This is a genomic window from Sphaerisporangium rhizosphaerae, from assembly GCF_042665155.1.
Taxonomy (GTDB): Bacteria; Actinomycetota; Actinomycetes; order Streptosporangiales; family Streptosporangiaceae; genus Sphaerisporangium; species Sphaerisporangium rhizosphaerae.
The window spans coordinates 253,546-279,959 of sequence record NZ_JBHTCG010000010.1 but is presented as its reverse complement, the minus strand read 5'-3'; the positions used below and the strand labels follow the sequence as shown (position 1 = coordinate 279,959).

Annotated in this window: 27 protein-coding genes and 3 tRNA genes; 16 read left to right on the top strand and 14 right to left on the bottom strand. The window is 70.8% G+C overall.

Features of this window, described 5'->3' with window-relative positions:
• Positions 1 to 243: 243 nt before the first annotated feature.
• From ACFQSB_RS18070 to ACFQSB_RS18040, 7 genes are all read left to right on the top strand, one after another.
• Positions 244 to 960 (top strand): ABC transporter ATP-binding protein, encoded by a 717-nt coding sequence (locus tag ACFQSB_RS18070; RefSeq protein WP_380827755.1) that lies wholly within the window; start codon positions 244 to 246, stop codon positions 958 to 960.
• 5 nt (positions 961 to 965) lie between these two features.
• A complete protein-coding gene (locus tag ACFQSB_RS18065) occupies positions 966 to 1,697 on the top strand; it encodes an ABC transporter permease (RefSeq protein ID WP_380827753.1) in 732 nt (243 codons plus the stop codon).
• Positions 1,694 to 3,076: a sensor histidine kinase gene (locus ACFQSB_RS18060; protein WP_380827751.1), complete on the top strand. Its 1,383-nt coding sequence runs from the start codon at positions 1,694 to 1,696 to the stop codon at positions 3,074 to 3,076. The genes ACFQSB_RS18065 and ACFQSB_RS18060 overlap by 4 nt, the downstream gene beginning before the upstream one ends.
• A gap of 2 nt (positions 3,077 to 3,078) precedes the next feature.
• On the top strand, positions 3,079 to 3,717 hold the full coding sequence (locus ACFQSB_RS18055) for a response regulator (protein ID WP_380827749.1): 639 nt from the start codon (positions 3,079 to 3,081) through the stop codon (positions 3,715 to 3,717).
• Positions 3,718 to 3,822: 105 nt separating this feature from the next.
• A complete protein-coding gene (locus ACFQSB_RS18050) occupies positions 3,823 to 4,755 on the top strand; it encodes a MerR family transcriptional regulator (RefSeq protein ID WP_380827746.1) in 933 nt (310 codons plus the stop codon).
• A 163-nt stretch (positions 4,756 to 4,918) separates the two neighbouring features.
• A complete protein-coding gene (locus ACFQSB_RS18045) occupies positions 4,919 to 5,758 on the top strand; it encodes a hypothetical protein (RefSeq protein ID WP_380827743.1) in 840 nt (279 codons plus the stop codon).
• Between the two features lie 97 nt (positions 5,759 to 5,855).
• On the top strand, positions 5,856 to 6,650 hold the full coding sequence (locus tag ACFQSB_RS18040) for a helix-turn-helix domain-containing protein (RefSeq protein ID WP_380827742.1): 795 nt from the start codon (positions 5,856 to 5,858) through the stop codon (positions 6,648 to 6,650).
• Between the two features lie 29 nt (positions 6,651 to 6,679).
• Here the strand turns inward: ACFQSB_RS18040 and ACFQSB_RS18035 are convergent, their stop codons facing one another.
• Positions 6,680 to 7,312, bottom strand: a complete 633-nt coding sequence (locus tag ACFQSB_RS18035; RefSeq protein WP_380827741.1) for a TetR/AcrR family transcriptional regulator — start codon at positions 7,310 to 7,312, stop codon at positions 6,680 to 6,682.
• A gap of 95 nt (positions 7,313 to 7,407) precedes the next feature.
• On the opposite strand from ACFQSB_RS18035, the gene ACFQSB_RS18030 reads away from it, so the two are divergent.
• Complete coding sequence (locus ACFQSB_RS18030) at positions 7,408 to 8,244, top strand: class I SAM-dependent methyltransferase (protein ID WP_380827739.1); 837 nt, start codon at positions 7,408 to 7,410, stop codon at positions 8,242 to 8,244.
• A gap of 348 nt (positions 8,245 to 8,592) precedes the next feature.
• Here the strand turns inward: ACFQSB_RS18030 and ACFQSB_RS18025 are convergent, their stop codons facing one another.
• On the bottom strand, positions 8,593 to 10,002 hold the full coding sequence (locus ACFQSB_RS18025; protein WP_380827738.1) for a glycoside hydrolase family 18 protein: 1,410 nt from the start codon (positions 10,000 to 10,002) through the stop codon (positions 8,593 to 8,595).
• Between the two features lie 164 nt (positions 10,003 to 10,166).
• Between ACFQSB_RS18025 and ACFQSB_RS18020 the strand changes: the two genes are divergently transcribed.
• The 4 genes from ACFQSB_RS18020 to ACFQSB_RS18005 all read left to right on the top strand — a co-directional run bounded on the left by ACFQSB_RS18020 (position 10,167) and on the right by ACFQSB_RS18005 (position 14,215).
• Positions 10,167 to 10,988: a helix-turn-helix transcriptional regulator gene (locus ACFQSB_RS18020; RefSeq protein WP_380827736.1), complete on the top strand. Its 822-nt coding sequence runs from the start codon at positions 10,167 to 10,169 to the stop codon at positions 10,986 to 10,988.
• A gap of 201 nt (positions 10,989 to 11,189) precedes the next feature.
• Positions 11,190 to 12,254 carry a LacI family DNA-binding transcriptional regulator gene (locus tag ACFQSB_RS18015; protein WP_380827735.1) on the top strand — a complete coding sequence of 355 codons (1,065 nt, stop codon included), beginning with the start codon at positions 11,190 to 11,192 and terminating at the stop codon, positions 12,252 to 12,254.
• Between the two features lie 90 nt (positions 12,255 to 12,344).
• Positions 12,345 to 13,559: a sensor histidine kinase gene (locus ACFQSB_RS18010; RefSeq protein ID WP_380827733.1), complete on the top strand. Its 1,215-nt coding sequence runs from the start codon at positions 12,345 to 12,347 to the stop codon at positions 13,557 to 13,559.
• The gene (locus tag ACFQSB_RS18005; protein WP_380827731.1) at positions 13,556 to 14,215 is read left to right on the top strand and encodes a response regulator; all 660 of its coding nucleotides are present in this window, start codon (positions 13,556 to 13,558) and stop codon (positions 14,213 to 14,215) included. The genes ACFQSB_RS18010 and ACFQSB_RS18005 overlap by 4 nt, the downstream gene beginning before the upstream one ends.
• 140 nt (positions 14,216 to 14,355) lie before the next feature.
• On the opposite strand, the gene ACFQSB_RS18000 is transcribed toward ACFQSB_RS18005, so the two are convergent.
• Together ACFQSB_RS18000 and ACFQSB_RS17995 are read right to left on the bottom strand one after the other, a co-directional pair.
• On the bottom strand, positions 14,356 to 15,288 hold the full coding sequence (locus ACFQSB_RS18000; protein WP_380827729.1) for an NADP-dependent oxidoreductase: 933 nt from the start codon (positions 15,286 to 15,288) through the stop codon (positions 14,356 to 14,358).
• A 129-nt stretch (positions 15,289 to 15,417) separates the two neighbouring features.
• Positions 15,418 to 16,056: an HD domain-containing protein gene (locus tag ACFQSB_RS17995; RefSeq protein ID WP_380827728.1), complete on the bottom strand. Its 639-nt coding sequence runs from the start codon at positions 16,054 to 16,056 to the stop codon at positions 15,418 to 15,420.
• A gap of 300 nt (positions 16,057 to 16,356) precedes the next feature.
• On the opposite strand from ACFQSB_RS17995, the gene ACFQSB_RS17990 reads away from it, so the two are divergent.
• Positions 16,357 to 16,614, top strand: coding sequence for a helix-turn-helix domain-containing protein (locus ACFQSB_RS17990; protein WP_380827727.1), 258 nt, complete (start codon positions 16,357 to 16,359; stop codon positions 16,612 to 16,614).
• A 13-nt stretch (positions 16,615 to 16,627) separates the two neighbouring features.
• The gene (locus ACFQSB_RS17985; protein ID WP_380827726.1) at positions 16,628 to 16,936 is read left to right on the top strand and encodes a helix-turn-helix domain-containing protein; all 309 of its coding nucleotides are present in this window, start codon (positions 16,628 to 16,630) and stop codon (positions 16,934 to 16,936) included.
• A 45-nt stretch (positions 16,937 to 16,981) separates the two neighbouring features.
• Here the strand turns inward: ACFQSB_RS17985 and ACFQSB_RS17980 are convergent, their stop codons facing one another.
• Positions 16,982 to 17,971 (bottom strand): ArsR/SmtB family transcription factor, encoded by a 990-nt coding sequence (locus ACFQSB_RS17980; RefSeq protein WP_380827724.1) that lies wholly within the window; start codon positions 17,969 to 17,971, stop codon positions 16,982 to 16,984.
• A gap of 134 nt (positions 17,972 to 18,105) precedes the next feature.
• Here ACFQSB_RS17980 and ACFQSB_RS17975 point away from each other — a divergent pair, with 134 nt between their 5' ends.
• Positions 18,106 to 18,960: an isocitrate lyase/PEP mutase family protein gene (locus ACFQSB_RS17975; RefSeq protein ID WP_380827722.1), complete on the top strand. Its 855-nt coding sequence runs from the start codon at positions 18,106 to 18,108 to the stop codon at positions 18,958 to 18,960.
• 113 nt (positions 18,961 to 19,073) lie between these two features.
• On the opposite strand, the gene ACFQSB_RS17970 is transcribed toward ACFQSB_RS17975, so the two are convergent.
• From ACFQSB_RS17970 to ACFQSB_RS17930, 9 genes are all read right to left on the bottom strand, one after another.
• Entirely contained in the window at positions 19,074 to 19,829 is a 756-nt protein-coding gene (locus tag ACFQSB_RS17970; RefSeq protein WP_380827721.1) for a class I SAM-dependent methyltransferase, read from the bottom strand.
• Positions 19,830 to 19,898: 69 nt separating this feature from the next.
• Positions 19,899 to 20,543, bottom strand: a complete 645-nt coding sequence (locus tag ACFQSB_RS17965) for a response regulator transcription factor (RefSeq protein WP_354844554.1) — start codon at positions 20,541 to 20,543, stop codon at positions 19,899 to 19,901.
• Positions 20,536 to 21,708: a sensor histidine kinase gene (locus ACFQSB_RS17960; RefSeq protein ID WP_380827720.1), complete on the bottom strand. Its 1,173-nt coding sequence runs from the start codon at positions 21,706 to 21,708 to the stop codon at positions 20,536 to 20,538. Before ACFQSB_RS17960 ends, ACFQSB_RS17965 begins: the two co-directional genes overlap by 8 nt.
• A gap of 3 nt (positions 21,709 to 21,711) precedes the next feature.
• Entirely contained in the window at positions 21,712 to 22,404 is a 693-nt protein-coding gene (locus ACFQSB_RS17955) for an ABC transporter permease (RefSeq protein ID WP_380827719.1), read from the bottom strand.
• Positions 22,405 to 22,418: 14 nt separating this feature from the next.
• Complete coding sequence (locus ACFQSB_RS17950) at positions 22,419 to 23,312, bottom strand: ABC transporter ATP-binding protein (protein WP_380827717.1); 894 nt, start codon at positions 23,310 to 23,312, stop codon at positions 22,419 to 22,421.
• A gap of 315 nt (positions 23,313 to 23,627) precedes the next feature.
• Positions 23,628 to 23,701, bottom strand: a tRNA-Phe gene (locus tag ACFQSB_RS17945).
• Between the two features lie 26 nt (positions 23,702 to 23,727).
• Positions 23,728 to 23,802 (bottom strand) — tRNA-Asp (locus ACFQSB_RS17940).
• 115 nt (positions 23,803 to 23,917) lie between these two features.
• Positions 23,918 to 23,990: transfer RNA gene (locus ACFQSB_RS17935), tRNA-Glu, on the bottom strand.
• A gap of 83 nt (positions 23,991 to 24,073) precedes the next feature.
• Positions 24,074 to 25,759 (bottom strand): metallophosphoesterase family protein, encoded by a 1,686-nt coding sequence (locus tag ACFQSB_RS17930; protein WP_380827715.1) that lies wholly within the window; start codon positions 25,757 to 25,759, stop codon positions 24,074 to 24,076.
• A gap of 126 nt (positions 25,760 to 25,885) precedes the next feature.
• Here ACFQSB_RS17930 and ACFQSB_RS17925 point away from each other — a divergent pair, with 126 nt between their 5' ends.
• A complete protein-coding gene (locus ACFQSB_RS17925; protein WP_354844539.1) occupies positions 25,886 to 26,227 on the top strand; it encodes a metallopeptidase family protein in 342 nt (113 codons plus the stop codon).
• Positions 26,228 to 26,414: the final 187 nt, after the last annotated feature.

The window sequence follows — 26,414 nt, the reverse complement described above, 5'->3', positions numbered from 1 at the left end:
CGCGCCGCCGGTGAGTGTGCTGCTCGCCGGCGACGACGCTCACGTTAGGAGCCGGGCAAGGGGGTCTTCTGCGTACGAATGCACACTCGACCGCGAGCGTGCACAACGACACACAACGGGCAAAAAGCGGCCCGCGCGGCGCCGAACCCCATCCCCCTCTCACAGAATCCGCAGCCTCGACCCCGTGCTCATCAACCGATCGGTGGATTCCGGCGCCCCCGTCCGGCGATGATCCTCAAGTACATGACAGTCATCGAGATCGACGGCCTGCGCAAGGGTTACCGAGGCGGCACGGCCGTGGACGGCGTGTCCCTGCGCGTCGGACGAGGCGAGATCTTCGGCATCGCCGGCCCCAACGGCGCGGGGAAGACCACGGTCGTGGAGTGCGCGTCGGGCCTGCGGCGCCCGGACGGCGGCACCGTACGCGTGCTGGGTCTGGACCCGCAGACCGACCGGCGGCGATTGCTGCAGCGCGTCGGCGCCCAGTTGCAGGAGGCCGCCCTACCCGACGCGATCACGGTCGGGGAGGCGCTGCGGATGTACGCCTCGTTCTACGACGACCCGGCCGACTGGCGGGCGCTCATGGACCAGTGGGGGCTGACGGAAAGGCGGCGCACCGGCTTCGGGAAGCTGTCCGGCGGCTGGAAGCAGCGGCTGTTCATCGCACTGGCCCTGGTCGGCAGGCCGGAGGTGGTCTTCCTCGACGAGCTCACCACCAGCCTGGACCCCTCCGCCCGCCGCACCACCTGGGGCCTGATCCGCGACATCCGCGAGCGCGGGGTCACCGTGGTACTGGTCACCCACTTCATGGACGAGGCCGAGGCGCTGTGCGACCGCCTCGCGATCATGGACCGGGGGCGGGTCGTCGCGACCGGCACCCCGGCCGGGCTCATCGCCGAAGGGCGATGCCGCTCGCTGGACGAGGCGTACTTCGCGCTGATCACCGAGAACGGGGTGTGAACGGGATGACACACATGAAAGGCCTCACCCAGGTCGTCGCGGTCGAACTGAAGCTGGGCCTGCGGGAGCCGATGTCGGCGTTCTTCGCCCTGGCCTTCCCGGCCGTGATGCTGTGGGTGAAGATGCGCGGCGACCGCCCCCTTCCCGGCGGGGTGCGGGCCATCGACGCCACGGTGCCGATGCTCGGCGTCTTCATCATCGGCCTGACCGCCCTCACCGTCCTGCCGGCCACGCTGGCCCAGTACCGCGAGCGCCGGGTGCTCAAGCGGCTGCGCGCCACCCCCGCGTCGCCGGTCATGCTGTTCGGCGCACAGTGGGCCGCGCACATGCTGCTCGCGGCGTCCGGGACGGCACTGCTGATCGTCATCGGGCTGGCGGGCTACCGGCTGGCGGCGCCGGGGAACCCGGCCGGCGTCCTGCTCGCGTGGGCGCTCGGCGCGTCGAGCCTCGGCTCGGTCGGTCTGCTCATCGGCGCCCTGGTCCCGAGCGGCCGCGCCGCGACCGTGATCGGGCTGGGCCTGTTCTTCCCGATGGCGTTCCTGTCCGGCGCCGTCATCCCCCGCGAGAACCTCTCGGGCTCCATGCGCGCCATCGGCGACCTGACCCCCATGGCCCCCGCGGTCCAGGCGTTGCGCGAAGGCTGGGCCGGCGCCGCGATGTCCCCGGCCGCCCTGGGCGTCATGGCGGCGATCTCCGTCGTCGCGGGCGGTCTGGCCCTGCGGGCGTTCCGGTGGTGAGCGCCGGCGGCCCCGGCCTGTCGCGCTGGGACCGGTCCTGGCCCGTCCTGCCGTACCTGTTCGTCCTGCTGCCCGCGGCCTTCTCGCTGCTGCGCGACTGGAGGCCGCAGGTGCTGGGGCTGGCCGTGCTCGCCGGGGCCTGGCACTGGTTCATGGTCACCGCGCGCCCCGGGCGGGTGGACCGGCCCGCCGGGCTGGTCGTCTACTTCGCCGTGACCCTCGCCCTCGTCGGGGCGCTGATCAGGATCGACACGCTGTTCACCGTGACGGGACTGGGCGCGTTCGTCCAGTCCTTCACCCTGCTGCCCCGCAGGTGGGCGTACGCGGGAGTGGCCGCGACGGCCGCCGTGCTGGTCCTGGCCCGGCCCCCGTCCGGGCGGAGCGCCGGAGAGCTGGTGTTCTCGATCCTGGTCGGGACGCTCGTCGCCTCGACGTTCGGCCTGTCGGTGCAGACGATCACCGACCAGAACGAGCAGCGCAGGGCGATGATCGCCCAGTTGACGGAGACCGGCGCCAAGCTGGCCGCGCTGGCGGAGGAGAACGCCGGGTTGCAGGCCCGCCTTCTGACCCAGGCCCGCGAGGCGGGCGTTCTGGGCGAGCGGCAGCGGATGGCGAGGGAGATCCACGACACGATCGCGCAGGGCCTGACCGCGATCATCACCCAGCTCGAAGCCGCCGAGGACGCCCTCGACGACGTGCCCGCCACCCGCGCACGCCTGGACACGACGCGCGCCCTGGCCAGGGAGAGCCTCGGCGAGGCCCGCCGCTCGGTCCAGGGGTTGCGCCCGGCGCCGCTGGAGGAGTCCCAGCTCCCGGCCGCCCTGCACGACGTGGCCGCCACCTGGTCGCGGACCACCGGCGTCCCCGCCTCGGTGTCGGTCACCGGCGACGCACGGCCGTTGCACGCCGAGGTGGAGGTCACCTTGCTCCGGGTGGCGCAGGAGGCGCTGGCCAACGTCGCCAAGCACGCCTCGGCCGGCCGCGCGGGTCTTACCCTTTCGTACATGGAGGACGTCGTGGTGCTGGACGTGCGCGACGACGGGAAGGGCTTCACCTCCGAGGCCGCGGGCTCGCGGGCCCGAACCGGTTTCGGCCTCGTCGCGATGCGCCAGCGCGTCACCCGGCTGGCCGGGGCCCTGGAGGTGGAGACCGCCCCAGGCCAGGGAACGGGCATCTCCGCCACCGTCCCCGCCATCCCCGCCGCCTCCCCCGCCGTTACCCCCGCCGTTTCCGCGGCCCCCTCCGTGCTCGAAGGTCCCTTCCCTTCGCCCGCCCATCCCCCGGCGCCGTCCGCGCCGTCCGCGCCGTCCGCGCCGTCCGCGCCGTCCGCGCCGTCCGCGCCGTCCGCGCCGTCCGCGCCGTCCGGAGAGGAGAGGTGACCATGCCGATCCGGTTGATCATCGTGGACGACCATCCGGTGGTCCGGGACGGGCTGCGCGGCATCTTCGCCGCCGACGACGCCTTCGAGGTGGTCGGCGAGGCCGCCGACGGGCCGGAGGCGCTCGCCGTGGCCATGCGCACCATCCCCGACGTGGTGCTCATGGACCTGCGCATGCCCCTGATGAGCGGGGCGGAGCTGATCCGCCGGCTCCGGGAGTGGTCGCCGGGCGTCAACGTGCTCGTCCTGACCACCTTCGACGACGACGCCGACGTCCTGCCCGCGATCGAGCAGGGCGCCACCGGCTACCTGCTCAAGGACACCCCGCGCGCCGACCTGCGCCGGGCCGTGCGGGCCGCCGCCCGTGGCGAGACGGTGCTGTCGCCCTCGGTGGCGGGCGTGCTGGCGCACAAGGTGCGCGCGCCGCAAGCGCGGGCGCTGAGCCCCCGGGAGCTCGAGGTGCTCGGGCTCGTCGCCCGCGGCGCGACCAACCGCGAGATCGCCGCGAAGCTGTTCGTCACCGAAGCGACGGTGAAGACGCACCTGCTGCACGTCTTCGCCAAACTCGAGGTCAACGACCGCGCCGCGGCGGTCGCGGCGGCCTACGAGACCGGCCTGCTCAAGCCCACCGGCGGCGCCTGACCTCCAGCGCCCGCCCGGAACCGGCCGCCCGCCATCGCACCCTGACCATGTCCGGCTCCGGGGGTGGCTTGACTCTCCGCCAAGGGGAGGCGCGAGAGTGGCGGCATGGACGGCGACGCGCTCCACACGATCGGCGACCTGGCCCGGCTGACCGGGCTGACGGTCAAGGCCATCAGGTTCTACTCCGACCGCGGGATCGTGCCGCCCACCGGACGCAGCCCGTCCGGCTACCGCCTCTACGACGACGCCGCCCTCGCACGCCTGGACCTGGTCCGTACGCTGCGCGACCTGGGACTGGACCTGGCCACCGTCCGCAAGGTCGTGAACCGGGAGACCACCCTGCCCGAGGTCGCCGCAGTGCACGCCGCGGCCCTGGACGCGCGGATACGGACCCTGCGCCTGCGGCGCGCGGTGCTCATGGCGGTCGCCGGGCGTGGAGCCACCCACGAGGAGATGGATCTCATGCACAAACTGGCCCGGCTCACGCAGGACGAACGCCGCCGGCTGATCGCCGAGTTCCTCGACGCGGCGTTCGGCGGCCTGGACGCCGGCTTCGCGGGCGCCGCCCGCTCGATGACCCCCGAACTGCCCGACGACCCCGGTCCCGAGCAGATCGAGGCGTGGGTGGAGCTGGCCGAGCTCTCGCAGGACCCCGGCTTCCGCTCCGGCATGCGGCTCCTGGCCGAGCAGCACGCGGCCGACCGCGCCGACGGCGGCGTCACCGTCCCGCGCCGCGACGCCGTCGCGATCGCCCACGACAAGGCGGCCCCGGCCCTGGAGGCCGGCATCGCCCCCTCCTCACCCGCCGCCGGCCCGATCGTCGACGCGGTCGTGGCCGAGTACGCGCGCCTGGTGCGCCGTCGCGACGACGACGAGCTGCGACGCCGGCTGCTGACCCGGCTGGAGGCCGCGGAGGCCCCTCGCAGAGAGCGGTACCTCCACCTGCTCGCCGTGATCAACGGCTGGTCGGCGCCTCCCTCCCTCGCCCCGGCGCTCGGCTGGTCCGTCCAGGCCCTGCGCGCCCGGATGGCGGGCTGAGCACCCCCGTTCCCCCGGCGGAAGCCCGATCGGCGCGATCGGCGCGATCGGCGGAGTGAAAGCGGCGGGTGACCCGGTGGTGAGCGTCCTCTCTGAGCACGATCGCCGCACGAAAGCCGAATTCGTCGACAACATAATCGGCGTGATCGGCATCTAAGCCAGCATGGAGCGGACAATCCCTTTACGGGCCCTGTTGTCGGTGACCGTCACCACCGCCGCGGCGGCGGTCCTGACCTCGGCGGGCGCCCTCGCCGCGACCACGCCGGAGCCGGCCCTCGCCCGTGCTCCGGCCACCGCCGGCCTGGTCGTCGCCGCCGCGGCGCCCGCGGCCACCGGTACGGCGGACGCGGCGAACGCGGCGAACTCGGTGAACGCGGCGAAGCCCACCACCTGCCTGCGCATCCGGGGCGCGGCGGCGTGCGTGGGAGCGGACGAGAGCGACCGTCCGGGGATCTCGGTGGAGGACACCGCGCCCGACAGGTACCACGCCGTGGTCGAGTACTACCTGAACGGCTACCTGGGCACCAAGTACGTCATCCACAACCTGGGGCACGAGGGCGAGATCCGGAGCAACCGCGAGATCGGCGCCACCGTGACGTTCAGGGCCGCGGTCTACAAGGGCAACCACCGGATCAAGGTCAGCCGGTGGAAGACCGTGCGCAGCGACACCGAGTACCCCGTCAAGCGGGACACCGATGTCACCCCGTCCACGGCGCGGGCGCGCTCCCAGATCTGCACTTCGACGAAGAGCGCCGCCTCCACGTGCTTCGCCGACCGGAAGCAGACGGTCGTCTACGCGTGCGACACCAGCGCCGACCGGCGTCAGGCCCGCGCGGAGTACTTCCTCGGCGGCGATCCGACGGCGCGTTTCGAGATCCACCAGCTGGCGGGGGTGAACACCTGCGGCAAGGCCGAGCACGGCGACGTGCGCGTCAGCAAGTACCGCGCCTCGGTGTTCGACCTCGGCCACCGGGTCGCCACCAGGCTCTACAAGTACCACTAGCCGCACGGCCCGGCGGCGCGGCCGTGTCCTTCCCCCGCCCGGCGAGGGAACGGCTCGCGCCTGTGCGGCTTTACCTGCGATTTCGTAACCTGGTGATATGGCAAGCGCCTTGGGGGACTTCCTTCGCGCCCGGCGCCGGCTCGCCACCGTCGACCGCGCCGGGCCGTGGCACGGTGAGCGCCGGACGCCGGGCCTGCGCCGTGAGGAGGTGGCCATGCTGGCCGGCGTCAGCAGCGACTACTACACCCGGCTGGAGCAGGGAAGAGAGCTCCGTCCGTCGGCGCAGGTGCTCCAGGCCCTGGCGCGCGCCCTCGAGCTCTGCCCTGAGGCGACCGAGTACCTGTACCGTCTCGCGCACCCCCAGGAGTGTGGACGCCGGCAGCTCGGCGGGGACGAGGAGATCTCACCGCACATGCTCCGGTTCCTGGAGGGCTGCGACCACGTGGTCGCCTTCGTCGTCAACCGCCGGATGGACTACCTGGCCAGGAACCGGCGGGCCGCCGCCCTGTACCGCGGGATGGACATCGCGGACAACGTGCTGCGGCTGATCTTCTTGTGTCCGGCGGCACGCGAGTTCTACGTGGACTGGGAGCAGGAGGCCCGCGCCTTCACGGCACACCTGCGCGCCGCCTCCGACGCGGGCCGCGATCCGCTGGTGCGCGAACTGGTGGAGGAGCTCTCGGCGGCAAGCGACGACTTCCGCCACATCTGGGCCCGGCACGACGTGCGGGTCAGAACGAAGATGCCGATCCGCTACCGCCACCGCGACGTCGGCGAGATGACCCTGCAGTACGAGACGCTGCGCGTCGGCAGCGCCCCGGGCCAGTTCATCGTCATCGGACAGGCCGAGCCCGGCAGCCCGTCCGCACGCGCGTACGCCTCGCTCGGCTGACCCGCGACCGCCGCCGGTCGGGCGGCGTCTCACTCGGAGCAGAGCTCGGAGCTCAGCGCCTCGTAGGACCAGCGTTCCCACTTGACGGGCGACCAGCCGCGGTCGCGGACGAACACCAGGTAGAGCTCCGGGCTGAGCAGGCCGAACAGCAGATCGGCGGCGTGCTCGGCCGTCACCCCCTGACGGGCCCCGGGCTTGGCGACCAGAGACCGCGCGGCCGTCGCGTGGACGGTGAACCTCGGGTCGGCGTCCTGCTCCCAGAGCCCGGCGATCGCCGGGTCGGCCGCCGCGGCGGCGCGCAGCATCTCGATGATCGGCGCCACCCGTTCGAGGATCGCCCGCGTGCCCTGGACGTGCAGCCGCAGGTGGACGCCGGCGGTCTCGGCGGCGAGAGCGTCGGTGAACCACGGCCGCTCCATCGTCGCGACCGGCTCGTCGTCGCCCGCGATCGACACGTCGATCAGTTCTTTGAGCAGTGCGCGCTTGTTGCCGAACGTGAAGTAGATCGTCTGCACGGCGACCCCGGCCCGGTCGGCGATCTCCTGCAGCGCCGTCGCGCCGTAACCGCGCTGCACGAACAGCTCGCGGGCGGCGTCCAGCATGCGCTCGCGGGTCTGTCTCGCCTTCGCGGTCCGCTTGCCCGTGCTCTTGACGTCGGTCATGCCTGTAGCTTATCTCTAGAGTCGAACACTAGAGTTCGCATCTAGTGAAATTCGGCCCGGCGAAAGCGGGCGAACGGACGGACGCGGGAGGAACCATGCGGGTCATCGCCAACACCCAGCAGGCGGAAGCGTGGAACGGCTGGGAGGGGGTCAACTGGGCGAACGACGCGGAGCGCTACAACGCGATGATGGCCGCGTTCAACGACCCGTTCTTCCAGGTCGCCGCGATCGGCGAGGACGACCGCGTCCTCGACGTCGGCTGCGGTACCGCCGAGCCCACGCTGGCCGCCGCGCGCAAGGCGTCGCGGGGGCACGTCCTCGGCGTCGACATCTCGGCGCCGATGCTGGAACGCGCCCGCGCCGACGCGGCCGGGCAGGGCGTCGCGAACGTCGCCTTCGAGCAGGGGGACGCCCAGGTGCACCCCTTCCCGGAGGGAGCCTTCGACGTCGCGATCAGCCGGGGCGGGGTGATGTTCTTCGGCGACGTGGTGGCCGGGTTCGCCAACATCCGGCGGGCGCTGCGGCCGGGCGGGCGGCTGGTGTTCATGGGCCCGCAGGGCGGCGGCCCCGACACCGACTACGCCCGCGCCACCGCGGCGCTCAGGCCGCTCATGCGAGGGCCGTCGCCCGCGTCACGGGGCATGGGGTCGCTGCTCGACCCCGCCCGCATCCACCAGGTGCTCGACGAGGCGGGGTACGCCGAGGTGACCATCACGCCCGTCGCGGCGCCGATGGACTACGGACGCGACGCCGCCGACGCGGCGGACTTCATCCTCGGCCAGGGGCCCGTCCGCCACAACCTCGAAGGGGTCGATCCGGCCGTCGTCGATCGGGCACGGGAGGAACTGCGCGCAGGGCTCGCCGCGTACGCGACCTCAGACGGCGTTCGCATTCCCGGCGCCGTCTGGCTGGTGAGCGCCACCCGCCTCTGAGCCCTCACCACGGCGCTCCATCGCCCGGCGCCCCCACGAGACCAGGAAGAGCACGAAGAACAGGCACGGAAACACAAAGAGCAGCTGCCACCCGCCCTCGGTGAGAGCGCCGGCGAGGCTGCCATGGTCCATGTAGTGCCGTGCGGCCAGACCGACGGCGCCCGCGACGCTGAGCGCCGCGCTGCGCACCAGAACCTGACCGGTACTCCGGGGGAGCGCCATGGAACGGATGTTAACCCGCGCGACCCCAGGCGATCCAGGGACCCAGACGAACCCCGGCGAACCCGGCAGGCACGCGAACGCCCCGGGCGTGGGAGCCCGGGGCGTTCTGGCCGTTCAGGGGCGTGGTCAGCGCAGGATCTTGTAGAGGGCCGAGGTGAGGGAGGCCTTGGCGTCGTCCTGGTCGATGGACCACATCATCGAGCCGCCGAGCCCCTTCAGCCGGATGTAGGCGGCCTTGCCCAGCAGCGACGCCGGGTCGTCGTAGGACCAGAACTCGTTGCCGTCGTACAGCCACAGCGTGCCGGTGAGCAGGTCGCGGTAGCGTCTGCCCGGCTTGCCGGCGAGGATCTTGTAGTCCTCGGTGCCGGGCGCCCAGGTCGCGGGCGCCGGGCCGGTGGCGCCGGCGTACAGCCCGTCGCCGGTGGACCGCACGCCGGTCCACCCCTGCCCGTACGCGGGGACGCCGACCACGATCTTCCTGGCCGGGGCGCCGCGCGACAGGTAGTCGCGGACGGTGGTGTCCACGCTGTACTTGACCGGGTTCGGGTCCCTGCGGTCGGTGAACAGGTTGCCGTTGTGGCCGGTCCTGGTCTCCCACGAGCCGTGCAGGTCGTACCCCTGGATCGTGGCGAAGTCGAGACTGCGGAACACGTCGCGGACCTCGAAGCCGGCGTCGATCTTGGCCGCGGCGGCGGGGAGGAAGGCGGTGAGCTCGCTGCCGGCGTCGTACGCCTTCAGCTGCCGGCGCAGCTCGGCGGCGAAGAGGGTGAAGTTGTGCCTGTCCTCCGGCCGGATGACGTTCCCGGCGTTGCCCTCCGAGCCCGGCCACTCCCAGTCCAGGTCGATGCCGTCGAAGACGCCCGCGCCGGCGCCCGCGGGCAGGCCGGGCAGGTCGCCCCTGATCCAGAGGCCGACGCAGGAGGCGGCCAGCGCACTGCGGGCCTCGGGGGTGCTGACGGCGTCGGAGAAGTACTTCGAGCCGGTCCAGCCGCCGAGGGAGATCAGCGCCTTGAGGCCCGGGTGGCGGGCCTTGAGCTTCTTGAGCTGGTTCAGGTTGCCGTTGAGCGCCTGACCCGGCTGGTCGGCCACGCCGTCCACGCTCTCCTCGGCGGACACCGGCCGCTGCCAGTCGGCCCACGCGTCGGCCGAGACGCAGGTGCCGTCGGCGCCGACGTTGCCGAAGGCGTAGTTGATGTGGGTCAGCTTGGCGGCGCCGCTGGTGTCCACGTCCTTGACGTGGTAGTTCCGGGCGTAGATGCCCCACTGAACGAAGTAGGCGACCCGCTTGAACCGGTCACCACCGCCCGTTCGCGCCTGAGCCCGCCCGGCCGCGTCCGTCGCCGCCTGGCCCCCGGCAGGTACGGACGCCGTCGGACCTCCGGCAGGTACGGACGCCGCCGGATCTCCGGCGGGTAGGGGCGCCGCCGCGTCTCCGGCAGGCACGGGCGCCGCTGCCAGGGCCTCGGCGGGGACGGCCACCGTGGTGAGGCCGGCGGCGATCGCCGCCGCGAGTAGGTGCTGGAAAGGACGTCGCACGGCCATCTCCATTTACTGCTCGAGGAGCCTACTTATAGGAAAGTTTCTTATAAGTTGCTCCGGATCGTAGAGTCCGCCATGCGACGCGTCAATGCCGGCCGCGCCGCCATATTCGCCGCGGTAGTTTTGCAGGTCCTTGACCTGCGGGTTCCTATGCTCGCGCTATGGCAAGCTGTCTTGGTTACTTTCTCCGGGCCCGACGCCAAGCCACGCCTCTCAGCAAGGTCGGGCTTCCGCCCGTGGGCCGCCGGAGGACACCGGGCCTGCGCAGAGACGAAGTGGCGGTGCTGGCGGGCGTCAGCGTCGACTACTACACGCGATTGGAGCAGGGCAGGGAGACCCGCCCCTCGGAGCAGGTGGTCAACGCGCTGGCCGAGGCCCTCGATCTCGATGGGGAAGCCACCCAGCACCTTCACGACCTCGCTCGCCCCACAAAGCACCGGCGGGCCTTTCCCGGCCACGCCGACCAGGTGAACCCCAAAGTTCTGCAACTGATGGCGAAATGGGAGGACTACCCCTCGACGATCGTGAACAACCGGCTGGACGTCCTCGCGCAAAACGCCCTGGCCTCAGCCCTGTTCCAGGGGATGGAACACGCGGACAACCTGCTGAGGCTGATGTTCCTCAACCCTGCTTCCCGCGATTTCTTCCTGGACTGGGAGGAGGACGCCTTGTCCCTGGTCGCCCACCTGCGCGCGATGTGGGGCACAGAACCAGACATCTCATCGCTGGTCGCGTTCGTCGAGGAGCTGTCGGCCGCGAGCGGGGAGTTCGGTGAGATGTGGGCCCGTCATGACGTGCGGGCGAAGACGCACCACTCCATCGAGATCCGGCATCGGTGGATCGGCGAGGTGACCTTCTGGCACGAGACCTTCTCCATCGACAGCGCCCCCGGGCAGCGCCTGTTCGTCGGGATTCCTGAAGCGGGCAGCCCATCGGAACACGCCCTGGCCGAGCTCTACCTGCGCACCATCGCCGAGCGCTGACCCGGCGGTCCGAAAACCGGTGGAAGGCGTCGTGATCGGACAAACGGACGCCGTCGCGGGCACGGTCCGGCTGGTTCGACCATGAGCCGGTCGAGCACGACTCGGGCCACGCCGCGCGGGATAGTCTGGCGCCGAGAACGGCCCACGGGCCGGCTCCGGGACGATGCGGTGCCAACGATGCGGCCCGAGGAGGAAGCCAAGTTGTCACAGCTCGAGACGGGCGAGCCGGTCGCCGACCACGAACTCCCGCGAGGCGACCCGGCCAGGCCGGTGACCATCGCCTACATCGCGAAGTCCGCCGGGGTCTCGGTGCCCACGGTGTCGAAGGTCATCAACGGCCGCTCCGGCGTGTCCGCCGACACCCGCGCCCGTGTCGAGGCGCTCATCAGCCAATACGGGTACCGCAAGTCGGCTCAGCGCACCAACATGATGGAACTGGTCTTCGACCGGCTCGAGCACCTGTGGGGCGCGGAGATCATCCGCGGGGTCGAACAGGTGGCCCGCGAACACCGGGTGGGCGTCGTGCTGACGGAGTTCGGCCCCCAACGCGACCAGACCAACCACTGGATCGACGACGCCGTCGCCCGCCGCCCCGACTGCGTCGTGACGGTGGCGCAGCTGTCGAACGAAGAACGCGATCAACTGCGCGCCAAGGGCATCCCGTTCGTCGTCTTCGACCCGACCGTCGAGCTGCCGGACGACGTGCCGTTCGTGGGGGCCACGAGCTGGAACGGCGGCCGCTCGGCCGCTCGCCACCTGCTCAAGCTCGGCCACCGCCGCATCGCGATGGTCAGCGGCCCCGACCACGTCCTGTGCTGCCGAGCCCGGCAGGACGGGTACCGCTCGGCCATGGAGGGCGCCGGCCTGACGGTCGACGCCGGCCACGTGGTGCGGGCCGAGCTCACCAGGGAGGGTGGGCACACCGCCGCGCTCGGCCTGCTCGGCCGCCCGGAGCGTCCCACCGCGATCTTCGCGAGCAACGACCTGCAGGCGCTCGGCGTCTACCAGGCCGCGCGGGAGATGGACCTGCGCATCCCTCACGACCTGAGCGTGGTCGGCTTCGACGACCTGCCCATCGCCGCCCTCGTCGATCCCCCGCTGACCACCGTCCGCCAGCCGCTCACCGAGATGGCGGTGGCCGCGACCGAACTCGCCCTGGCCCTGGGCCGCGGGGAGAAGACCTCCGAGGCCGGCTTCGAACTCGCGACCACCCTCACCGTCCGGGAAAGCACCGCACCTCCCACGGACCGGCGAGGACAACGGTGACGACGTCCTCATAGTGCCGGCCCGCCCGCGCGGCAACCTGGTCCCCGGCCGGGGCGGCGCGCGGACCGGCGCGACCGCTACGCTCCCTCAGTGATCGAACTTCGGCGGATCACGGATCTGTGGCGACGACTCGACGTCACGATCCGGGATCTCTCGTTCGCGCTGCTGCTGGCCGTCGCGGCCTTCCTGCCGGCGCTTCACGACCACGGGACCCAGCTCGGCGACCTGCCGGCCCGCCCCTTCGACGCGCTGACCATCGTGGTGATCGCCCTCGAATGCCTCCCGCTCGCCGTGCGCCGGCGATGGCCGGCCGTCTGCCTGATCCTGGTGTCGCTCGGCTTCGCCCTGGACCAGCTCCGCGCCTACCACACGGTCACGGGCACCGCCCTGGCGATCGCGCTCGTCAGCGCGGGCGCCTACCTGGAACGCCACCGGCGCCTCACCGCGATCCTGCTGTCCGCGGCGTACCTGCCGCTGGCGCTCGCGCTCGACCGGCTCGGCTCGCCCGAGGGGCCGGAAGGGTACGTGACGTTCTACCTCCTGCTGGTTGTCGGGTGGGGCATCGGGTCCTGGCTGCGCTCCACCCGGGCGGCCGAGGCCGAACGCCGGCGCCACGTCGCCGAGACCACCCGCGCCGCCGAACGCATCCGCATCGCCCGCGAGCTCCACGACGTCGTGACCCACCACGTGACCGCGATGGTCGTGCAGGCCGAGGCGGCGCGCTACCTGACCGCCGCGCCCGACCGCCTCGACGCGTCCCTGAGCGCCGTCACCGACACCGGCCGACGGGCCATCGCCGACCTGCGGCACCTGCTCGACCTGCTCACCCCCGACCACGACGCGGACGTCAGGCTGGCGTCGGTGGGCGAGCTCCAGGCGCTGGTGGAACAGACGCGCCGGGCCGGGCAGCCGGTGGAGTTCATCGAGGAGGGGACACCTGCGCGATCGACCGGCAGCGCCGAGTTCGTGACCTATAGGGTCGTGCAGGAGTCCCTGACGAACGCCCTCAAATACGCCCACGGCAGCCGCACGGTGGTCCGCGTGCGCTTCGGCGAGAAGGAGATCACCGTGGAGGTCGGCACCGACGGTTCCGGCTCGCACACCGACCCGCGGAACGGCCCGCACACCGACCCGCGGAACGGCCCGCACATCGGCTCGCACGCCGGCTCGCTGGGCGGGAGCGGGCGGGGCCTCGCCGGGCTGCGCGAGCGGGTCGACGCCCTGGGCGGTGACTTCAGCGCCGGCGGGCAGTCCGGCGGCGGCTTCCACGTCCGGGCGCGCATCCCCATGGAGAGCCCGTCGTGACCGTGCCGATCCGGGTCCTGGTCTGCGACGACCAGGCGCTGATCCGCACCGGGTTCGCGACGATCATCGACGCGCAGGCCGACCTGGAGGTGGTGGGCGAGTGCGGGGACGGTCGCGCCGCGGTCGACCTCGCCCACCGGCTGAACCCGGACATCGTGGTGATGGACGTGCGCATGCCGGTGCTCGACGGCATCGAGGCGACCCGCCTGCTGGCCGGCGCCGGAGTCGCCCATCCCGTCAAGGTGCTCGTGGTGACGACGTTCAACCTGGACGAGTACGTGTATCAGGCGCTGCGCGCGGGGGCCAGCGGATTCCTGCTCAAAGACGCCCCACCAGCGCAGTTGCTGCACGGCATCCGCACCGTCGCGGCAGGCGCCGCGCTGCTGGCGCCCGAGGTGACCCGGCAGCTCGTCGGCAGGTACGCGGCGCGCATCCGTCCCACCGAAGGCACACCGGGCGACATCGCACTGACCCCGCGCGAACTGGAGGTCCTGCGCCACATCGCCGACGGCCTGTCCAACAGCGAGATCGCCGCGACTCTGGTGATCAGCCAGGAGACCGTGAAGACCTACGTGTCACGCATCCTCACCAAGCTCGACCTGCGCGACCGCGTACAGGCGGTCGTCTACGCCTACCGCAGAGGCCTGGTGACCTGACACCCGCCCAAGGGACTCGACGCCACATCGCCGCGTTTCCCACGCGAACCCGCATCCGCAGCGACCGCGGGCGGCTGCCGTCGCTGTCAGAACCACCTTCCCCGAAGATCAGCCCCCCGGCTCACGAGGCTCGGGGCGCCTCAACCGTCCAGGGATTCGTCCGCGACCCGGATGATCGTCTTTCCGGGGGCGCGGCGGTCGCGGGCGAAGGCGGAGGCCGTTTCGGAGAGCGGGCGCACGGCGCCGACGACGGGCTTGAGCCGTCCGTCCCGGACGCGCTCGGCGAGGTCGGCCAGCCGGGCGCGGTCGGGTTCGACGACGAAGAAGACGGCTCGCCCGTCCTTGGGCTGCGCGGTGGGCGGCATGGTGATGGTGACGACAGTGCCGCCCGGGCGTACCAGTTCGGTGGAACGCGCGAGGATGTCGCCGCCGATGACGTCGAAGACCACGTCCACCTCGCCGGCGTGCCGCAGATCGTCGGCGTCCAGGTCGAGGAAGGTCTGCGCGCCGAGGCTCAGCGCGACCTCACGGTCGCCGGCCCGGCCGGTGCCGATCACGCGGGCGCCGGCCTCCCGCGCGAGTTGGACGGCGATCGAGCCGACGCCGCCCGCGGCGCCGTGAACGAGGATGGTCTGGCCGGTGGTGAGGTGGCCGTGGTCGAACAGTCCCTGCCAGGCGGTCAGTCCGGAAATGGGCAGCGCGGCGGCCACGGTGTGGTCGATGTCGGCCGCGAGGGGGGCGAGGTTGCGGGCCTCCACCGCGGTGTATTCGGCCAGGGATCCGTCGCGGGCCCAGTCGGTCGGTCCGAACACCCGCTGGCCCACGGTGAGGCCGGTGGTCCCGTAGCCGAGTTCGACCACGACTCCGGACAGCTCGTGCCCGGGGATGCTCGGCGTCCGGTCGCGGCCGGCGCGGTCGGACCATGTCGTCGGCCAGTCGAGCTCTCCGGGGGTGAAGCCCGCGGCGTGCACGCGCACGATGACGTCGTTCTCCGCGGCGTGGGGGTAGGGCATGTCGGTCAGGGAGAGGCCGCCGACACCGGCGTCACGATCCCGCACGGTGATCGCCCGCATACTCGGATCCTTTCAATGGCGTTCGTGGATATGTGGTGGTCGTGAGAGCTCAGCTCTCGGAATCGTCTTTCTGGCGCGCGTGTCCGAGCGGCTCACACCGTCCGACGGGTGGCCTGGTGTGATGTCCGGTCAGCTCGGCCAGGGCGAGCCGAGGATGCGCTCGACCGTCGTCGTGCGCCGGAAACCGGGGATGAAGTGCTCGAGCACGTCGGAGTTCACGGTGCCGTTCGTGGTCTCGGGACGGTCCTTGAGCCCGTCGAAGTAGGCCCGCAGAAACTCGTTCTTGAAGTTCCCTCGCGGGTGGACGGCGAGGATCTCCTCCAGCTGGTCGTGTTCCAGTTCGTCCAGTCCGAAGCCGAGCACGTCGGTCAGTACGCCGAGGTGCGTGGTCGCGATCTCCGGGGCCATCCGGCCGGGGATGCCCGGCGTGGTGTGCAGCGCGATCGCCGCCCAGACGGTCTCGGCGGCGGTCGTCGAGAAGCCCCGCTCCACGAGGAACTTGCGCGCGTGGTCGGCGCCGTCGACCTCGAAGCGCTGCTCGACGTCGGAGAAGGGGGTGAGCAGGCCGGTGTCGTGGAACAGGGCCGCCACGTAGAGCAACTCCGGGTCCGGTTTCACGCCGAGCTTGTGCGCGTGGATCAGGCCGAAGAAGTAGACCCGCCGGGAGTGGTGGTAGATGAGGGGGCTCGTCGTCTCCTGGATGAGCCCGGTCGCTTCGGCGACCGCCGCCGTCTCAGGAATCTCCAACCCCGCGATGACCTCTGGCATGACTCTGACTTTCCGGGAAGCGTGTCGGATCGTGGAACTGTCCGTCCCACTTCCATGCTGCCCATGGGTCGGCGTGCGGCGCCGCCTTCGTCCGGCCAAGAATCACCTATATCCGGACGAGGCCCGCCCGACTTCGGCGCCCGCCCGGCGGTCGGGGCGATCGAGGGTCCCCGTCACCCTCAGGTGACGGTGTGCTACCAATGAACGGTGTCCATGCCTCCCGCGTCGTCGGCCGGACGGCGGTCAGCGCCGCCGGAGTCCGGATGGTCGCCGCGCGGATCCGGTTCCGGAGAGACCGGCGTGGTGCACGCGGCCCCCCATCGCGTCGCGGTCCTCGTCTACGACGGAGTGACGTTGCTGGACGTCGCAGGCCCCGCGGAGGTGTTCAAGGAGGCGCACCGGTTCGGCGCCGACTACCGGATCGAGCTGCGGTCGCCGACCGGCGCGGACGTCACGTCGAACCTCGGCATCCGGATCACGGTCGACGGCCCCGTCGCCGCGGAACCGGCGTTCGACACGGCTGCAAGGCCCGCCGCCCCGCTCGCCCGCCCTCCGTAAGATCACCGACCTGGTGACGGCGAACCCCGGGGGTGACCACTCGCTCGGTGAACTCGCCGATCACCTCAACGTGAGTACCCGCCACCTCACCCGGCTCTTCCATGACGAGCTGTCCACAACGCCGGCCCGGTATGTGGAGAACATTCGATTCGACATGGCCAGGGCGCTGCTCGACCAAGGACACACCGCGACGCAGGCCGCGGCCCTCGCCGGGTTCCCCGGTTACGAGAGCATGCGACGGGTCTTCGCCCGGAAGCTGTCGATCAGCCCCGCCGCCTACCAACGCCGCTTCAGCACCACCCGCCGCACCGACCTGGGGTAGGCCCGCGCCGCCGCGCACACGGTCAGCGTCACGCCGATCGGGCCTTCACGTCTGCGCGGTGAGCAGGGCATCGGCGAGACCGGTCCGGGCGTAGAGCACCGAGCGGCCCGTTCGGTGGGTACTGGTCAGGCCGGCGGCCCGCAGCGCGGTGAGGTGCTGGGACACGCCCGCCGCGGAAAGGCCCGACCGCCGGGCGAGTTCGGTGGTCGAGGCGGGAGAATCCAGTTCGGCCAGGATCAGCGCGCGGGATCGGCCGATCACCGCGGCGAGGGCCTCCATACCCTCATGGGTCCCCCGCTCCCACAACGTGCCGATCCCCCGCGCAGGGTAGGCGAGCTGAGGCGGTTCCGACGCGACGGACCGGGTCAGCACTCGCGGCCAGGCGAAGACCGACGGCACCAGGAGCAGCCCGGCCCCGGTCTCGATTCGGGTGACGGCGCAGTGGCGCTGCACCAGGTGGAGGCCGCCGCCGGCCCAACGCACCGTGTGGTGCAACTGGTCGAGCGCCCGGGCCGTACCGTGCTCGGCCACCTGGCGACCCCGATAGAAGAGGTCCGCCTCCAGCACCGAGCGGATTCTGGCCCAGTAGGGCGCTATCGCCAGCCGCCAGTAGGCCTCGATCTCCGCGACGATCCGAGGCAGGTAGAGCCGAGGGGTCCGGTGAAGGCTTCGCAGCCGGGAGGACAACGAGCCGTCGCGCTCGGCGGCCAGAATGTCGAGGTCCCGCCGTACCTGCTCGGGGTCCGTGGCCTCGATGGCGGCGAGTTCGTCGGAAAGACCGCTGGACGTGGTCGCCGGTACCGGGTTGAGGAAATCGGGGAGATGGCCGGTGGGCGGAATCATCTCGGCCAGCCACCCACGATCGAGACCCGCCGCCGCGAGCCGCGGGCGTACCTGGTCGGCCCAGCCGCGATGGGGATCCGGCACCGTGGCGGCGGCCAGCGCTCTGCGGCTGGTGACGACCTCCCACATGGGCGAGACGGCGAAGCGGGTCTCGGCCAGATCGTTCACCGAGAAGGTCAGCCGCGCCTTCATGCCGCCTCCATCTGTTCCACGATTCGGCCATAGCTTAATCAGTGGACCTTCACTTCCCGGCCCGGCACCATCCCGTGGGCGGGCCCACGAGTCAGGGTGCCGGAAAGCAGAACAACGCGAAGGCGGTCGTCCCCATGTCCGTTGACATCTCCTCCTCCCCCGATGCCGCGATCGAGGGGAAGGCCCTGCTGTTCCGCACCTTGCACACCGAGTCCGTGCTGGTGCTGCCCAACGCCTGGGACGCCGCCAGCGCGAGTGTGATCGCCGCGGCCGGCGCAACGGCGATCGCCACGACCAGCGGTGGCGTGTCCTGGTCCCTGGGCCGCGGCGACGGGCAGGGGCTCGGCCGGCGCGAGATGGCGGAGGCCGCCCGGCGCATCGTGGACTCCGTCGACCTGCCGGTGACGGTCGACGTGGAGAGAGGGTACGGACCGGCCCCGGCGGACGTGGCCGCGACCGTGCGGGCGGTGATCGAGGCCGGCGCGGTGGGCGTCAATCTCGAGGACTCGACGGCCGTCGGCGGTCCCCTGTTCGACGTCGCCGAGCAGAGTGCCAGACTGCGCGCCGCCAGGGACGCGGCGGAAGCGGCGGGCCTGCCGAAACTCTTCGTCAACGCACGCACCGACGTCTTCCTGTTCGCGATAGGTCCGGCCGATGCCCGGCTGGGCGAGGTACTGGCGCGCACGGAGGCCTACGCCAAGGCCGGAGCCGACGGCATTTTCGTCCCCGGCCTGCTCGACCTCGACATGTTGAACAGCCTCTGTGCGCGGTCGCCACTGCCGGTCAACGCCATGGCCGTCGCCGGTGGACCGAGCGTCACCGAGCTCACGCAGGCGGGGGTGCGCAGGATCAGCCTGGGGACCGCACTGGCCCAGGCCGCCTACACCGCGGTCCGCGAAGCCGCCGCCGAACTCCTCGGCACGGGAAACCTCACGGCCCTGGACGGCTCACTGGACTTCAGCGAACTCAACGGCCTGTTCCGTCATTGACCGAGGACCGACGAGCAGGCCCAGGAAGCGATGAGGAACCGGAGGCCGACGTTCTCGCGGCGCCCGGTGCGATGGAGGCGATCTCAAGCCGGCCCCGTGTGACCACGGGGCGGTCACGTGCTCGTGACGAGGCGATAGCCGAGGTCGAGGGTGTCGGCGTCGAGGAGATCTTCGTGTCGTTCATGCCAGCGTCGAGTGGTGAGGTCGATGTCGAGGCGTCGCATCGCGCGCTCGACAAGGTGCTGGTCGAGTCTGGCCAGGGCGGAGATGGCGGCGCGGACGTGGGGGTCGAGGTAGTGGTGCGGCCGGCTCCAGTACGCGCCCAGGAAGCCGTCCGTGCAGTCGGCCGGCACCGGCACGGGGATGACGCTCACTCGTGCGCCCTCGCGCCGGAACCAACTCTGGACGACGTCGAGACAGGCGAGTCCGGCCTCCGCGTCGGCGATCTGCGGGAGGTACTCATCGACCAGCCAGAATCGTGCGGTGACGGCGGGGTCCCAGGTGAGGACGATCTGCCGGTCGGACACTCGGCGCAGCTCGGCGAGGCCGGCGGCCGCGTCGGTCCAATGGTGGACGGTGAGGATGGCCATCGCGGCGTCGAACGACTTGTCAGGGACCGGGAGGGACTCGGCGTACCCCTGGACGACCGGCGCCGATCCGGGGGGACGCTGGCTTATCATCACCGCCGACGGCTCCACGGCGATGACCTGCCTGCCGCGGGGCTCGTAGGAGCCGCTTCCGGCGCCCACGTTGATCACCGTCGCGGCGGAGCCCAAGGCCCGGTCGATCTGGCCGGCGATGCGAGGGTCGGGGCGGCGGTGGTGCGAGTAGCCGAGGCCCATCGTCTCGTACGGGTTGGCGTTCCCCATCCTTGTCGCTCCTCTCAACTGCCATGAGTCGATATTGCATGAACACGAGGGAGGCGCGAGAACGCGCCGTCAGCGGTCGTTCTCCACGGTGAGCAGGCCCCGGCGGAAGGCGGTGGCGACGGCGGCCGCGCGGTCGTTGACGCCGAGTTTGGCGTAGATGTGCAGCACATGGCTCTTGACCGTGGCCTCGCTGATGAACAAGCGTGCGGCGGCTTCGCGGTTGGTGGCGCCGTCGGCGATGAGCTGGAGGATTTCCAGTTCCCGCGCGCTCAGCGGGTCGGCAGGGGCGCGGACCTGACCGAGGAGGCGGGTGGCGACCGACGGGGACAGCACGGCCTCACCCCGCGCCGCGGTACGTACGGCGCGAACGAGCTCGTCGCGGCCGGTGTCCTTGAGCAGGTAGCCGGTGGCTCCGGCCTCGATGGCGGGCATGACGTCCCGGTCGGTGTCGTAGGTGGTCAGGACGAGCACGCGGGCCGCGATGCCGAGCCTGACCAGTTCCTTGATGGCCGTGACGCCGTCCATCCCGGGCATGCGGAGGTCCATGAGGATCACGTCGGGGTTCAGTGCCCGGGCGCGCTCCACGGCCTGCGCGCCATCCCCCGCCTCGCCGAGCACCTCGAAGTCCGGGTCGCCGGCGAACATGCCGCGGATGCCGTCGCGGACGATGGGGTGATCGTCGGCGATCAGCAGCCTGACCGGGGTCTCAGCCACGTACCACCGCCGGGACGCTCGCGGAGATCGCGGTGCCGGCCCCGGGCTCCGACTCGATCTCCAGCGTGCCCGCCAGCCGGGTCACCCGCTTGCGCATCGCCGTCAGACCGAAGCCGCCGCCGTCGCGGACACGCTCGGGGTCGAATCCGGCGCCATCGTCGCGGACGTCCAGGGTGACCACGTCCTCCATGTACGACAGGGTCAACCCGATCCGGGACGCGCCGGCGTGCTTGGCCGCGTTGGCCAAGGCCTCCTGCGCCGTGCGCAGCAGCGTCTCCTCCACCTCCGGATGCATGGCACGGACCGTACCAGTGACGGTGAAATCAGCACGCACCCCGTTGAGTTCGCCCCAATGGGTCAGGACGTCGTTCAGTGCCTGGGACAGCGGTGCCGCCTCCAGTTGGCCCGGGCCCACCGCGTGCACGGAGCGCCGGGCCTCGGCCAGGCTCTCCCGCGCCAGCCCGATCGCGTTGTCCACACGGCGGCGCCGGTCCTCGGCCTGCTTGGCCGCCATGGCCGCCTGAAGCTGAGTGATGATGCCGGTCAGGCCCTGGGCGAGGGTGTCGTGGATCTCAGCCGCCATGCGTTGCCGCTCGTCGAGTACGCCCGCCTCTCGGGCCTGGACCAGGAGCTGGGCATGCAGGCCCGCGTTCTCCCGCATGGCCTCCTCCAGCCGCGCCACCATCAGCTTGCGCTGGGCGCTCCGCTCGGCGGTGATCTCGCCGGCGAAGCTGAACAGGCCCACCGCCGCGACGATGGCGGCGGTGAAGAAGAGGTAGGTGAGGGTTGCGGACGCGGTGGGCTCGGGCAGGCCCCCACGGTAGGTCGCGACGCAGATCGCCGCCGTAGCGGTCAATCCGACGAAACGCCACTTCCCCTTCAGGTACTGCCAAGAGTGCAGATATCCAACGAAGCCAAAGAAGCTCGCGAACCATATGCCCTGCGTACACAGCGCGCCGATCAGCACCACCAGCCCGGCCACGTAGACCGGGCCCCGCGGCGCCGACCACATCCAGGCGGCGGCGAGCGCGGCCACGCCGGACGTGACCCACGGGTTGCCGCCGGTGAGCAGGGAGAGCACCATGGAGACCGCCAGCAGCACGTACGGCGCGGCCGCCAGCTGCCGCTCCAGCAGGTGCTCCCATCGGTCGAGCCGCCCGGTCATGCTTCACTCCCAGCGGAAGAACTTGGCCGCCGCGATGCTGATGACCAGGGCATAGGCGGCCATCACCCCCAGCAGCAAGGGGCTGGGAGCACTGCCCGCCCAGACATCCCGCATGCTTCGCCCGAAAGCACCCAGCGGGGTGTACTCCCCAATGGCCGCCACGATAGCGGGCATCTGATGCGTCGGCTGGATGAGCCCGGCGAGGTAGGCCATCGGGAAGTACAGCAGCACCCCGATCCCGTTGGCGGCCCGGCCGTTCGGCGCCAGCGCCGCGATGAGCAGGCCGATCGCGAACATGCTCGCCGTACCGACAAGGAACACCAGCACACCGGACAGCACCCGGCTGGGCAGATGAGCGCCGAGGACGGTGCCCGCGACCGCCATCAGCAGCCCGCACGCGGTCACCGCCAGGACCAGCTGCAGGAGCAGCTGCACCATCAGCAGGTTCCCTGGACGCACCGGCGTGGTGGACAGCCTGCGCAGTATGCCCCGCTCGCGGTAGGTCGCCAGAGTGGTGGGCAGCAGGTACAGACTCACCAGCCCGACGGCGATGGCCAGCGCCATAGGCAGCAGCACGGTGTCACCCGGCTCGATCGAGCTGCCGAACACCACCAGGATGAACAACGGTATGAGCAGCGAGAACAGCGCCCCGGGCTCGCGCGTCAGCAGCTTGGTCTCGACAATGGCGAGTTTCATCATGATCTGCTTCCTCAGCCGAAGGACCGGCCGGTCAGGGCGGTGAACGCGTCTTCCAGAGTGCGCCTGTCGAGGCGGAGATCACTGACCAGGACCTGGTGGCGGGCCAGATGCGCGGTGACCGCCGTGGCGAAGTCGCCCCTGCCCGAGACGACCACCCGGTCCCCCTCCCTGGACACACCGGTCACCCCTGGCAGCCCTTCCAGGCCGACCATGTCGCCCGCCATCAGCGTGAACCGCATCCGGTGCTCTCCGCCGACCAGCCCGGCCGGACTGTCGACCGCCACGACCTTGCCGTGGTTGAACACCGCGACGCGGTCGCACAACTCCTCGACCTCGTCCATGAAGTGGCTGACCAACACCACGGTCACGCCGCTCGCCCGGACCTGCTTGATCAGCTCCCAGGTGGCACGGCGGGCCTGCGGGTCCAGGCCCGTGGTTAGCTCGTCCAGGAAGGCCACCCGCGGGTTGCCCACCAGCGCCAGCGCGATGAACAGGCGCTGCTTCTGACCGCCCGACAGCTTCCCGAAGCGGGCGTTGCGCTTGTCGGCCAGCCCCCACTCCTCCAGCAGTTCCCGCCAGTCATGGGGCTTGGCGTAGAAGGAGGCATACAGATCGAGCGCCTCCCATACCTTCAGGTTCTCCGGCAGTTGGGTCTGCTGGAGCTGCACCCCGATCAGCTCACGGACCTTGGGCCCGTCCTCGAACGGGTCGAGCCCAAGGACCTTGATCGACCCACTGTCCGGGCGTCGCAGGCCCTCCACAGACTCCACGGTGGTCGTCTTACCGGTGCCGTTCGGGCCGAGGATGCCGAAGATCTCGCCCTCCTCCACGGAGAACGACACGCCGTCCAGAACTGTCAGATCTGCGTACCTCTTGCGGAGGTCTGTGACTTCGATGACTGCCATGGCTCAAGCATCTTGTGCTCGCCTTCGCGGCGAATCGACCTGCCAGCCATGATCAACCGCGAATGATGCTGACCAGAAAATCCACCGAACGGTGGATACCGCTCTCCTTGCGAACCGCCGGCGGGCTGTGAGGCCTGCCAGATCTTGGAGAGGGCGTCGTGCCACAGGGAGTGGCGGTGCGAGAGCGGACCTTGTGAGAGCCGCCTAGAGCCGACTCGGTTCTCACAGAGCCGTTGCTGTCAGTGTCGCTGTCACTGGAGATCAAAAACGCCCCGTAGCACGGATGCTCGGGGCGTTTTGGCTGTTCTGGATGTGTGGTCAGGGGCGGGGTCGAACCGCCGACCTTCCGCTTTTCAGGCGGACGCTCGTACCGACTGAGCTACCTGACCCGGTGGTGAGATGACACCTACCAGAGCGGTCCTGACGGGACTTGAACCCGCGACCTCCACCTTGACAGGGTGGCGAGCACTCCAAACTGCTCTACAGGACCTTGCTTGCCTTGCTTGTCACCGGGAGCTTGTGGCTCTCGGCCTTTGCGCTCGCTTAGCCTACCAGCTCTTCGGAGATCTTCGACCTCCGTCGTTCTGGCGAGCCGTGCTCGCGCGTGCCCCCAACGGGATTCGAACCCGTGCCGCCGCCTTGAAAGGGCGGTGTCCTAGGCCGCTAGACGATGGGGGCTCAGGACTCTCGCCCTGGATCCGTGACGCCTTCCGTCGGGGACTCCTGAAGCATAGGGGACTGCGCCCCAGATGCCAAAGTGGTCATCTTCTGGATGGTGTCGCGGTGGAGTCGACCGGCTTCGCTGGCGACGAGGCGACGAGCGGCTCTGGAAGAATTGTACGTCCAGGCTCGGGCTCGACGTTACGTTGAATCTGCACCCATTGCTCTCCGAAGCCGCCGAGCGTGACGTCGTCCCAGGCCTGGAGGCGATGGGTCTTCCTGTCGAAGTAGAGCACGGACGCCTGGATGGGCGTGGGCTCGTCATGTTCCAGCCCGCGCAGGCCCGCGGCGCCGGTCGAGCCCTGGATCATGAGCCGAGTACCGGACTTGAGCATCTCGGTGGAGCGTTCGTGCACGTGGCCGGCCAGGACGAGGGGGACGGCCCCGCTGAAGGCCCGTCCGATGGTGGGGTCGTGTACGGCGACGAGATCGACGGTGATCTTCTTGGCGGCGTCGGTCCCAGCGGGCCCCCTGGTCGCCGCCGGAGAGGGAGAGGGGGAAGGGGACGGCGAGGGCCGCCTGGACGGGGACGGGGAGCCGTGGCCGGAGGACCGGGACGGTCTGGCCGCCGCGTGCGGCGGCTTCCTGCCGGTGGGCGCGGCGTTCGCGGGGGAGGTCAGCCGCTCGGCGTGGAAGCGCCCGAGATCCGTGAGCAGCTGGGCGTCCGACTTGACGTCGACCGACTTGTCGGGAGTGAACCGCGGGTCGCCCACCCCGTAGATCCGCAGGCCCTCCACGGTCTTCTCACCGCCGTCCAGGACGACGGCGTTCTTCTGCTGGGCGACGGCGTGCTGCGTGCCGATGGAGTCGTGGTTGCCGCGCACGTAGACGTACGGGACTCCGAGTTCGCCGATCTCCTCGACGAACTTGTTCTCGGCCTTGGTCCCGTGGTCGGCGATGTCGCCCGTGTCCAGAACCATATTGATCTTGAACTCATCCTTCAGCGAGCGGATCGTGCTCCAGGCGACGGGATTGAGATGGATGTCCGAGACATGCAGAACGCGCAACGTGTTGGGGTCCGGCGAGTACACCGGCAGGGTGGTGCCCGCGTGGTAGAGCTGCGAGACGTTGGTCACCAGCTTGGCGAGCTGCGTCCTGTACTCCGAGAAGCGGGTGACGATCGACTCGGCGCTGCCGATGAGCGAGGGGACACCGGTGAGCAGGCCGGTGTAGCGCGGCTCGGCGATGGACCGGGGGTTGAAGGTCAGCACCGCAAGCAGCGCGACGAGTCCCATCGCCACCAGGCTGCCCAGACCCGTCCACAAAGCGCTGCGCCAATGGCGGAACACGATGAGCCCCGCGAGCGCCCCTCCTGCCACCGCGAACAGCGTGGCCCTGATCACCAGCTCGCGCAGGCCCTCCTGAAGGTCCGCCTCGATCAGGTCCGGAAGGGTCTCCGCCCAGCGCGGACTCTCCAGGAGCCGCTGCGCCACGTCCGCGCGGATGCCGTCCAGGCTCAGACCGAGCTGGATGGGCCCGTTATGGGAGTCGAAGCGCAGGGTGCCGAGGGGACGGATGTCCACGACCGTCTGGCCGCCCCACGAGGGCCGCAGGCTCATCCCGATCTCCGCGGGGCCCACGGCGGTGCGGACATGGGCGCCGATCGCGAGGCCGAGCCATGCCCCCGCCAGCGCGACGACGGCGATGAGCAGGGCGTTCACACTGCGGCGCACGGCGCGCCGTTCGTTCAGCCGCTGAGCGGTCGCCTTCCAGCGCATCAGATTCATCGCCGTCTTGCCTACCCGAAAACCCGGCCCCACTCATAGCCACGACGAGTCAGCCCGCGTGTCGGCGCCAGTCAAGACGGCTGATCGTGGTTACGCGACGTCCCACACCAATGACACGATTGACCGGTGGTGGAGGTTTCGCGGGAGAAGTTCGAGGAGCTCGTGGCCGAGGCGCTGGACACGATCCCGCCCGAGCTGGCCCAGGTCATGGAGAACGTCGTCATGGTCGTCGTCGACGATCCGCCCGAGCCGGGGCTGCTCGGGCTGTACACCGGCATCCCCCTGACCGAACGGGGCGACTGGTATGCGGGAGTCCTCCCGGACCGCATCGAGATCTACCGCAACCCGATCTGCGAAATCTGCGAGACAGAGGACGAGGTCGTGGAAGAGGTGCAGATCACCGTGGTCCACGAGATCGCCCACCATTTCGGGATCGACGATGACCGTCTGCACGAGCTGGGCTGGTAGCCCCCTCCCCTGCCTGAAGCCCGGTTCTCGTCCCGTCACAGCGCGGATCCGCCGGCGCCAAGGGCGCCCGGCCACTCTCGATGTCTGCCGCGTACCCGTCGCCCCGGGATGCCGCCGTCCATCCCATACCTGACGTCATCCGGACGTAGCGCACGAGGACGGGCTGGTCACGGCCCTTGGTGCCGCC

What these genes read in the sequence shown, in the direction of transcription:
- ACFQSB_RS17980 (WP_380827724.1), bottom strand. Translation starts at nt 17,971, where the DNA reads ATGAAGGCGCGGCTGACCTTCTCGGTGAACGATCTGGCCGAGACCCGC.
- ACFQSB_RS17970 (WP_380827721.1), bottom strand. Translation starts at nt 19,829, where the DNA reads ATGGGGAACGCCAACCCGTACGAGACGATGGGCCTCGGCTACTCGCAC.
- ACFQSB_RS18050 (WP_380827746.1), top strand. Translation starts at nt 3,823, where the DNA reads ATGGACGGCGACGCGCTCCACACGATCGGCGACCTGGCCCGGCTGACC.
- ACFQSB_RS17950 (WP_380827717.1), bottom strand. Translation starts at nt 23,312, where the DNA reads ATGGCAGTCATCGAAGTCACAGACCTCCGCAAGAGGTACGCAGATCTG.
- ACFQSB_RS18055 (WP_380827749.1), top strand. Translation starts at nt 3,079, where the DNA reads ATGCCGATCCGGTTGATCATCGTGGACGACCATCCGGTGGTCCGGGAC.
- ACFQSB_RS18035 (WP_380827741.1), bottom strand. Translation starts at nt 7,312, where the DNA reads ATGACCGACGTCAAGAGCACGGGCAAGCGGACCGCGAAGGCGAGACAG.
- ACFQSB_RS17955 (WP_380827719.1), bottom strand. Translation starts at nt 22,404, where the DNA reads ATGAAACTCGCCATTGTCGAGACCAAGCTGCTGACGCGCGAGCCCGGG.
- ACFQSB_RS17960 (WP_380827720.1), bottom strand. Translation starts at nt 21,708, where the DNA reads ATGACCGGGCGGCTCGACCGATGGGAGCACCTGCTGGAGCGGCAGCTG.
- ACFQSB_RS17930 (WP_380827715.1), bottom strand. Translation starts at nt 25,759, where the DNA reads ATGAATCTGATGCGCTGGAAGGCGACCGCTCAGCGGCTGAACGAACGG.
- ACFQSB_RS18030 (WP_380827739.1), top strand. Translation starts at nt 7,408, where the DNA reads ATGCGGGTCATCGCCAACACCCAGCAGGCGGAAGCGTGGAACGGCTGG.
- ACFQSB_RS18020 (WP_380827736.1), top strand. Translation starts at nt 10,167, where the DNA reads ATGGCAAGCTGTCTTGGTTACTTTCTCCGGGCCCGACGCCAAGCCACG.
- ACFQSB_RS18040 (WP_380827742.1), top strand. Translation starts at nt 5,856, where the DNA reads ATGGCAAGCGCCTTGGGGGACTTCCTTCGCGCCCGGCGCCGGCTCGCC.
- ACFQSB_RS18070 (WP_380827755.1), top strand. Translation starts at nt 244, where the DNA reads ATGACAGTCATCGAGATCGACGGCCTGCGCAAGGGTTACCGAGGCGGC.
- ACFQSB_RS18045 (WP_380827743.1), top strand. Translation starts at nt 4,919, where the DNA reads ATGGAGCGGACAATCCCTTTACGGGCCCTGTTGTCGGTGACCGTCACC.
- ACFQSB_RS18065 (WP_380827753.1), top strand. Translation starts at nt 966, where the DNA reads ATGACACACATGAAAGGCCTCACCCAGGTCGTCGCGGTCGAACTGAAG.
- ACFQSB_RS17995 (WP_380827728.1), bottom strand. Translation starts at nt 16,056, where the DNA reads ATGCCAGAGGTCATCGCGGGGTTGGAGATTCCTGAGACGGCGGCGGTC.
- ACFQSB_RS17975 (WP_380827722.1), top strand. Translation starts at nt 18,106, where the DNA reads ATGTCCGTTGACATCTCCTCCTCCCCCGATGCCGCGATCGAGGGGAAG.
- ACFQSB_RS18000 (WP_380827729.1), bottom strand. Translation starts at nt 15,288, where the DNA reads ATGCGGGCGATCACCGTGCGGGATCGTGACGCCGGTGTCGGCGGCCTC.